Raw genomic sequence first — 8,440 nt, 5'->3', positions numbered from 1 at the left:
ATGCATCGATTGATCGACATCGAGCTTGGGTATTGGCTGGGCCGAGAAAAAAGTGGGTAATTGAAAGATTTCGTCAAATGTAAACAGACCCTAGTGACCGTAGTCGGCGGGACGAGTGAGTGTGTCGAGGCGGCGAAACAGGAATGGAATCAGCTAGTCGGGCCAAGCAGCAGGTCGATTGCGGCTTGACCGGCGACTTCCCCAACCAGATAGGCCCATCGTTCAGTAAAAGGGCCGTTGCGCAGCGCGATCCGGCCCCCCCGCGCGCCGAGCACTTGGAGGTTGGTACCGCCTTTGATCTGGACAGTCACGTTAAACGTGTCCTCCGCAGCCGGAGTCAACTCGACGTGAATCTCGAAGCCACGATAGGTGATCATTCGTTGCATGAAAGCCTCCATGTCGTTATCGGAGACTAACACGCGAACGTTGCATGGTTCATACGGCTACAGGCGCTGATCCCGTACGAGGTCGGTAACCGGCGTCGTAATTCTGCTTGCAGAGGCGTTCGAGACGGCAATTGCCTATTGGTTGAACTGCGCCCCGAGTACTGATGGTCCTGACAGACGTGCCGAGCGTCGGGAAGGGACCGGGTGCCGCGAGATGCGTTCTTTCCGGCTGCACCAGATGCTTCAAGATTCCCTGACCCTTCGACCGTGAGCCGCTGGTACCTGAATTCGCAATTCCTGACTTTCGCTTGAACTCTTGAGCGGCTGTTATGCGCTGCCGAGCCGCCGCCCGAACGACCGATGAGCTCGCCCCGTGAAGGGCGGCTTGTGGCCGAACCCGGTCCGATAGCTGAATTGAGAACCGCTTGCCGGCCCGCAGCGGATGATCGTCGCAAGTCGACCCTCAACCGACACTCAGCAACGCCCGATACAAACGTCCGGTTTCCGGATGGAGCGGCCGATCACAATGTGCTGTGCTTCCACGACCTGAACAGATCCAGCAGCGTCCTCACCTGGCGGCTCAAGGTCACATTCCGGCGCCACACCGCGCCCACGTCCATGGTCGGCACCGCCACGCTCAAGTCCCTGCGGCTGATGCGATTGCCTTCCAGCGACCACGGCCGATAGACGAGATCAGAAAGTATGGTCACGCCCTCGCCCAACGCGACGAGACTGCGCACCGCCTCGATCGACGTACTCTGCATGCGCACGCGCGGCGTGACGCCGTACTTCCCCCAGTAACGCGCGACCGTCTGCACGTGCTCGTCCATGTCGAGCAGAAGATAGTTTTCCTGCGCGACGTCCCCGAGCGTCACGCGCTGCGCTTCGAGTAACGGATGATCGGGCGGCGTCCACAACCGGCGCGGCGAGCGGATCATCGTTTCGCACTTCAGGTCGTCGTGCAGCGCGGTGTTGGAGACGAGCAGCAGCGCCATGTCCAGTTCGCCGTCGAGCAACTGGCGTTCGATGGTTTCGCGCTCGCGCTCGATGACCTCGACCTGCAGATTGCGGAAGCGGCGCGTGACGGTCGACATCAACGACGGCAATAGATACGCGGATATCGTCTCCGTTTTGCCGACACACACCCGCCCCGAAATCTGCTCCGGCACTTCCTGCGCCGCGAGCACCGCCTCCTGCACCGACTGTCGCGCCTGCTGCACGTGCCGCATGAAGCGCACGCCCGCATCGGTGAGCCGCACGCCTTTGGCATGCCGAGACAGAAGCGGCACGCCCACCGCGTCCTCGAGGTTTTGCAGCGCGATGGTCATCGACGACTGCGAAACGTTGCACAGATTCGACGAATGCGAAATCTGCCCGGTATCGGCGACGGATAAAAAGTACTCGATCTGACGCAGGGTGATCTGGCGCGGCATATGAAAACGCCCGAATGTGAGGTATTGAAAAACTCTATATTGCCGGATCAAAAATATGAATTTGGCATCGCTTCTGGTTTCGTAGCATAGCCCTATCGAACCCGGAGACGAGATGGAAGTCGAGGAAAAAAAGGGCTACTGCACGCTTTGCCGCTCGCGCTGCGGCACGATCAACATCGTGCGCGGCGATCAGTTGACGGAAGTGCGCCCCGACCGCGACCACCCCACAGGCCACGCGATGTGCCTGAAGGGCAAGTCCGCGCCGGAACTCGTGCATAGCCCTCACCGCGTGCTTCATCCGATGCGCCGCACCACGCACAAAGGCGCCGACGATCCGGGCTGGGTGCGCATCGGCTGGGACGAGGCGCTCGACGAAATCGCCGCGAAACTCGATACGCTGCGCCGCGAGCACGGAGCCGAAGCGGTGGCGTTCGGCGTGACGACGCCCAGCGGCACGCCGATGAGCGACAGCATCGACTGGGTCGAACGTTTCATCTGGTCGTACGGCAGCCCAAACATCTGCTATGCGACGGAAATCTGCAACTGGCACAAGGACGTCGCGCATGCGTTCACGTTCGGCTGCGGCATGCCTGTTGCCGACTACCGCCACGCCGAAGTCATTCTCCTGTGGGGCACGAACCCCGCCAATACGTGGCTCGCGCAGGCCGATGCGATTGCTGCCGGCCGCCGCAACGGCGCGAAGCTGATCGTCGCCGATCCGCGCCCGACGGCCCTCGCGCGTGAAGCCGATGTGTGGCTTCGCGTGCGGCCCGGCACCGACGCGGCGCTCGCGATGGGCATCGCGCGCCGCATCATCGACTCGCGCGGCTACGACGACGCGTTCGTGCGCGCATGGACCAATGCGCCTCTGCTAGTGCGGCGCGACAACGGTCATTTCCTGCGCGAGCGGGACATCGATCCGCGGGCGCATTCGAATCGCTATGTCATATGGAACGCGACGCGCGGCCGTGCGGAAGCGCTCGGCGAGGAAGCGCACACGACGCCCGACGACCTGGCGCTCGACGGCCTGTACACAGTGGCAACCGTGCAATGCGAACCGGCGTTCGCGTGCTACCGGCGCGCGCTCGACGACTTCACGCCCGAGCGCGTCGAAGCGATCACCGGCGTCGCACCCGATGCGCTCGAACGCGCTGCCGCCCTGCTCGCGCCGCGTACGCGCATCGCGTATCACGCGTGGTCGGGCGTCGGCCAGCACACCAATGCGACGCAGACCGAGCGCGCCATCGCCACGCTCTACGCGCTCACGGGCGCTTTCGACACGCGCGGCTCGAATCGCGAGTTCGTCAAGCAGCCGGCCAATACCGTGAGCACGTATGCGCTCTGTGCGCCGCAGCAGCGCGCCAAGGCGCTCGGCCTCGACGAACGTCCGCTCGGCCCGCCCGCACAAGGCTGGATCACGGCGCGCGACATGTATCGCGCGATGCTCGAAAGCGAGCCGTACAAGGTACGCGCCCTGTTCGCGTTCGGCACCAATCCGCTAGTCTCGCAGCCCGATGCCGAATCCGCGCACGCCGCGCTGAGCCAGCTCGAATTTCACGTGCATTGCGACCTCTACGAAACGCCGTCGTCGCGCTACGCGGATATCTTTCTGCCGATCAATACGCCTTGGGAACGCGAGGGCTTGCGCATCGGCTTCGAGATCGACGAGCGCGCGGTGGAACTCGTGCAGTTGCGTCAGCGCATGGTGAGCCCGCGTGGCGAAAGCCGCGCCGATTACGACATCGTGTTCGCGCTCGCGACGCGTCTGGGCATGGGCGACGCGTTCTTCGGCGGCAGCATCGAAGCGGGATGGAATCATATGCTCGCGCCGCTCGGTCTCGATGTGGCCACGTTGCGCGCGCATCCCGAAGGCATTTCGCCTCCGCTCGAACAACGCGAGAAGCAGTACGCGCTGGCGGCGCACGACGGCCCGCGCGGCTTTCGCACGGAGACGCTGCGTGTCGAGCTGTATTCGGAAAAGCTTTTGCGGCATGGCTATGCGCCAGTGCCGATGTATGTGCCGCCTGCGGGCCTCACAAATGAAGCACGCGACCCGGCGTATCCCTACGTGCTCACCTCGACGAAGAACGGCTATTACTGTCACAGCCAGCATCGCGGCGTGACGCGACTGCGCAAGCGCGCGCCTTATCCGCTGGTCGAAATGAGTGCGGCGCTCGCGGCGAAGAAAGCCATCGAGAACGACGACTGGGTGATGCTGCGCACCGCGCGCGGCTCGGCGCGTTTCGTCGCGCGAATCGAAGAGGCGCTCGCCGACGACGTGCTCATCGCCGAATACGGCTGGTGGCAGGCATGCGACGAACTCGGCATGCAAGGCTTCGACGCGCGCGGCAAGCGCAACAGCAACTTCAGCAATCTGGTGTCGGGCAGGCAATACGATCCGCTGTCCGGCTCCATGCCGATGCGCGCGCTTGCCTGCGATCTGCAGCCCGATCCGTCGTTCGAACGCAAGCGGCGCGCATGGAAGGGCTGGCGCGATTTCATCGTGACGAAGCTCGTCGACGAAGCCGAAGGCGTGCGCACCGTCACCTTCACCGCGAAAGACGAAGGCCCGCTGCCCGACTATCTGCCGGGTCAGCACGTGAGCGTGCACGTCGCGACGCTCGGCGAACGCGGCACCACACGCGCGTATTCGCTCGTCGGCCATGCGAAGGAAAGCGGCCGCCGCACCTACACGATCTCCGTGCGCCATCAGCCGCAAGGCGCGATGTCGAGCCATATTCATCGCGAACTCGCCGTGGGCGACGGGGTGGCCTTGCGCGCGCCGGGCGGCATCTTCGTGCTGCCGATGCGTTCGCGCCAGCCCGTGGTGATGTTCGCGGGCGGTATCGGCATCACGCCGTTCATGTCGTATCTGGAATCGCTCGCGCGCGATACCGCGACGAAGCAGCGTCCCGAAGCGTGGCTCTTCTATGCGAACCGTCACGGCGCAGCGCATGCGTTCAAAGAGCGCATCGAGGCGTTGCGCAAAGCGTGGCCCGCATTGCGCGTGTTCGACTGCTATGCGCATGCGCGCGCGGGACTCGATGTGGCCCGCATCGACTACGAGCGCGCCGGTTATCTCGACGCGTCCGTGATCGGCGACGATCTGATCCGGCGCCGCGCGCGCTTCTACCTGTGCGGCCCAGAGCCGATGATGACGTCGATCATCGACGGACTCGTCGCGCGCGACGTGCCCGCTTTCGACATCTTCAAGGAAGCGTTCCGCTCGCCTTCGCAGCCGCGCGCCGATGCAACGCGGGCCTTTTCGGTGACCTTCGCGCGCTCCGGCAAGACCGCGCGATGGACGCCGGTGCAAGGCAGCCTGCTCGCGTTCGCCGAAAGCGTCGGCGTGTCCTTGCCGAGCGGTTGCCGCGTCGGGCAGTGCGAAAGCTGCGCGGTGCGGGTCGCGAAGGGCTCCACCGATCATCTCTCGGGCAACGCGCCCGAGGAACCCGACATGTGCTTCGCATGCCAGGCGATTCCGCTATCGGATCTTGTCGTCGAGGCATGACGAATGACCCAAACCCGCACTCACACCTACACACACGCAAACACGCTTGAGGGGAACATCATCATAGAACAGGTCACACAGGCAGAGCCGCTACCGTCGGGTTCAGGCACGGGCAACACGATGGAACGCACGGCCGCGCGCGTCACGCGCTGGGCCGAACGATGGTTTCCCGATGCGTATATCTTCGCGGCGATCGCGGTGATCGTCGTCGCGCTGGGCGCACTGGTGATCGGCGCGCCGGTGCAGCGCGTGGGCATCGCGTTCGGCGACGGCTTCTGGAGCCTCATCCCCTTCACGATGCAGATGGCCATCGTCGCGATCTCGGGCTACGTGGTCGCCGTCTCGCCGCCCGCATCGAAGATGATCGCGCGCCTCGCGCGTCTGCCGAAGACCGCACGCGGCGCGGTGATGTTCGTCGCGTTCGTGAGCATCGGCACGTCGCTGTTCAACTGGGCGATCAGCCTCGTGTTCAGCGGCCTGCTGGTGCGCGCGCTCGCACGCCGCACCGACCTGCGCATGGACTATCGCGCGGCAGGCGCGGCGGCCTATCTCGGCATGGACGCGACGTGGGCGCTCGGGCTCAGTTCGGCGGCCGCGCAATTGCAGGCCAACGCGGACAGCCTGCCGAAAACGCTGCTCGCGATCACCGGCGTCATTCCGTTTTCCGAAACGATCTTTCTGCCGCAATCGATGCTGATCGTCGCGGCGCTCACCATTGTGTCGCTCGCGATCGCGGGCCTGTCCGCGCCGGTCGGCGACCGTGCGCGCACGGCGCAGGACCTGGGCGTCCCGCTCGACGACATCGACATGAACGTGGCGAAGCCCGCACGCCCCGGCGAATGGCTCGAATACAGCCCGCTCGTGACGATCCTGATCGTGCTGCTCGGCATCGTGTGGATCGGCCATGAATTCACGACGAAGAACCCGCTGCTCGCGATCTCGAACCTCAATACGTACAACTTCGTCTTCATTCTGCTCGGCATGCTGCTCAACTGGCGTCCGCGCCGCTTCCTGAACGCGGTCGCGAAATCCGTGCCGTCGACGGCGGGCGTGCTGATCCAGTTTCCGCTCTATGGCGGCATCGCCTTCATCCTCACCAAAGCCGCGGCGCCCGGCGGCCTGCCCTTGTCGGAGCATCTCGCGCACTTCTTCGTCGCGATCTCGTCGCAAGCTTCGTTTCCCGCCGTGATAGGCGTGTACTCCGCGATTCTCGGCTTCTTCGTGCCGTCGGGCGGCGGCAAGTGGATCATCGAAGCGCCCTACGTGATCGAAGCCGCGAAGTCCCTCCAGGTGCATCTCGGCTGGGCCGTGCAGGTCTACAACGCGGCCGAGGCGCTGCCCAACCTCATCAACCCGTTCTGGATGCTGCCGCTGCTCGGCGTGCTTGGACTGCGCGCAAAGGACGTGGTCGGCTTCACGTTCACGCAGCTCATCGTGCATGTCCCGCTCGTGGTCGTCATGCTGTGGGCGCTCGCGCCGACGCTGACCTACCACGCACCTGTCATGCCCTGAAGAACATCGCAAGGAAAGTCTGCAAATGAAGATTCTGGATTCGGCCATTACGCGTGACGCGCTCCCCTTTCCCGAACTGATCGACGCATTGCGCGAGAGGTTCATCGAAGGCTGTCACGTGCCGCTTCGTCACAACCACAAGATCGAGACGGAAAGTGACGAAGGCACCGTGCTCATCATGCCCGCGTGGCAGGACGGGCGTTATCTCGGCATCAAAACCGTCAACGTGTTTCCCGGCAACGCGGCGCTCGGCCTGCCGGGCCTGCATTCGACCTATGTGCTCTACGACGCCCGCACCGGCGCGCCGCTCGCGCAGCTCGACGGCAACGAGATCACGTCGCGCCGCACGGCGGCGGCGTCCGCGCTCGCGGCGGGCTATCTCGCGCGCAAGGACGCCACGCGCATGACGCTGCTCGGCGCGGGCCGCGTGGGTAGTCTCGTGCCGCAGGCGTACCGCGCCGTGCTGCCCATTCGCGAAGTCGACGTATGGGACGCGGTTCCCGCCGCATCGGAGCGTCTGGTCACGCGTCTGAACGAACTCGGCTTCCATGCGCGCGTCGCCGACAATCTGCCGGAAAGCGTGGCGCGCGCCGATGTCGTGACCTGCGCGACGCTAGCCGCCGAACCGGTCGTGCGCGGCGAATGGCTCGCGCCGGGCTCGCATCTCGACTTGATCGGCAGCTTCACGCCCGCGATGCGCGAAGCCGACGACGCGTGCTTCATGAACGCCACGATGTTCGTCGATACGTCGGAAGCGTTCCAGAAGTCCGGCGATCTGCTGGGTCCACTGCAGCGCAAAGTCATCGCCGATCCGCAGCGTTGGCCGACGCTGGAAACGCTGTGCCGCCAGCAGGCGTCGGGCCGCGTCAACGACACGGAACGCACGGTCTTCAAGGCAGTGGGAACGGCGCTCGAAGACCTGGCGGCAGCGGCGCTGGTCTATGAGCGACGCGGGCGCGCGTAGCGAACCATGACGCTCGAGTCGATGGATATTGCGCGCACATCCGCGAGCTTTGGAGCAAGCCGGATTGCTATCGGCTCAACCGGGAAGCACCGTCAGTCTCGATTTGGAGGCAACGCGGGTAGTCGTCGTCCGTCATCATCGTGGTCACCAGCGACGGTAGGGGTTACTCCTATCGAGCGACAGTTTCCCGTAGCAAACCTGCCATTGGAATGACGACTTTCAGCATTGCGCGAACGGCAAATATTGGCCGATCACTGCCTCATGCAATCGGCATACATCGCTCGAACTTCACAAGGCAGCGATCGGCGGCACGCGACCCGCAGCCGCCGTTTCAGTGATTTCGTGGGGCGGCGCAAACCGACCGCACAGCGGTCATTCGTTTGTTTTGCTTACCATCCTGACCGTTGCATGAAATTGAATTTGCGTCGAGACAAGCTCACGCCATTTCTATAGCGCTTTCAAAGCGGGTAACAGCCGGTCGAATTCGTGCTTCACTCCGCCGTAACATTCGCACACACGCATTTCGAGTCCCGGTCTGTCTAGGCCGTGTTCACATTTAAAAGCGGCCCAAACGAGCAGGCAAGGGACGCAAACACGAGATAGCTGTCAGCGAGCTTGTCATACCGGGTGGAGA

At 64.0% G+C, this 8,440-nt stretch carries 5 protein-coding genes and 2 pseudogenes; 3 read left to right on the top strand and 4 right to left on the bottom strand.

The genetic code is table 11. The features are described 5' to 3' along the window. Positions 1-149: 149 nt before the first annotated feature. Together HDG39_RS34075 and HDG39_RS34070 are read right to left on the bottom strand one after the other, a co-directional pair. Positions 150-386, bottom strand: coding sequence for a hypothetical protein (locus HDG39_RS34075; protein WP_184012623.1), 237 nt, complete (start codon positions 384-386; stop codon positions 150-152). A 521-nt stretch (positions 387-907) separates the two neighbouring features. Next, positions 908-1,819 (bottom strand): LysR family transcriptional regulator, encoded by a 912-nt coding sequence (locus HDG39_RS34070; protein WP_184012621.1) that lies wholly within the window; start codon positions 1,817-1,819, stop codon positions 908-910. Between the two features lie 112 nt (positions 1,820-1,931). On the opposite strand from HDG39_RS34070, the gene HDG39_RS34065 reads away from it, so the two are divergent. From HDG39_RS34065 to lhpI, 3 genes are all read left to right on the top strand, one after another. Then, positions 1,932-5,330 carry a molybdopterin-dependent oxidoreductase gene (locus tag HDG39_RS34065; RefSeq protein ID WP_184012619.1) on the top strand — a complete coding sequence of 1,133 codons (3,399 nt, stop codon included), beginning with the start codon at positions 1,932-1,934 and terminating at the stop codon, positions 5,328-5,330. Positions 5,331-5,450: 120 nt separating this feature from the next. After that, positions 5,451-6,842: a short-chain fatty acid transporter gene (locus HDG39_RS34060; RefSeq protein WP_184012625.1), complete on the top strand. Its 1,392-nt coding sequence runs from the start codon at positions 5,451-5,453 to the stop codon at positions 6,840-6,842. Between the two features lie 25 nt (positions 6,843-6,867). Further along, positions 6,868-7,806 (top strand): bifunctional Delta(1)-pyrroline-2-carboxylate/Delta(1)-piperideine-2-carboxylate reductase, encoded by a 939-nt coding sequence (gene lhpI / locus HDG39_RS34055; protein ID WP_184012617.1) that lies wholly within the window; start codon positions 6,868-6,870, stop codon positions 7,804-7,806. 447 nt (positions 7,807-8,253) lie between these two features. On the opposite strand, the pseudogene HDG39_RS35530 reads toward lhpI, so the two are convergent. Then, positions 8,254-8,349, bottom strand: a pseudogene (locus HDG39_RS35530) (Crp/Fnr family transcriptional regulator); the annotation flags it as partial. Then, positions 8,346-8,440 (bottom strand): annotated as a pseudogene (locus HDG39_RS34050) (IS5/IS1182 family transposase); the annotation flags it as partial. The pseudogenes HDG39_RS34050 and HDG39_RS35530, both read right to left, overlap by 4 nt.

The sequence above is a fragment of the Paraburkholderia lebeckiae genome (genome assembly GCF_014201005.1).
Classification (GTDB): domain Bacteria; phylum Pseudomonadota; class Gammaproteobacteria; order Burkholderiales; family Burkholderiaceae; genus Paraburkholderia; species Paraburkholderia tuberum.
Note: the sequence above shows the minus strand (reverse complement) of the source record. Positions and strands in the feature narration are given on the sequence as shown.

Excerpts from the sequence above, each read along its gene's own strand:
- HDG39_RS34075 (WP_184012623.1), bottom strand. The coding sequence starts at position 386 with ATGCAACGAATGATCACCTATCGTGGCTTCGAGATTCACGTCGAGTTG.
- HDG39_RS34070 (WP_184012621.1), bottom strand. The coding sequence starts at position 1,819 with ATGCCGCGCCAGATCACCCTGCGTCAGATCGAGTACTTTTTATCCGTC.
- lhpI (WP_184012617.1), top strand. The coding sequence starts at position 6,868 with ATGAAGATTCTGGATTCGGCCATTACGCGTGACGCGCTCCCCTTTCCC.
- HDG39_RS34060 (WP_184012625.1), top strand. The coding sequence starts at position 5,451 with ATGGAACGCACGGCCGCGCGCGTCACGCGCTGGGCCGAACGATGGTTT.
- HDG39_RS34065 (WP_184012619.1), top strand. The coding sequence starts at position 1,932 with ATGGAAGTCGAGGAAAAAAAGGGCTACTGCACGCTTTGCCGCTCGCGC.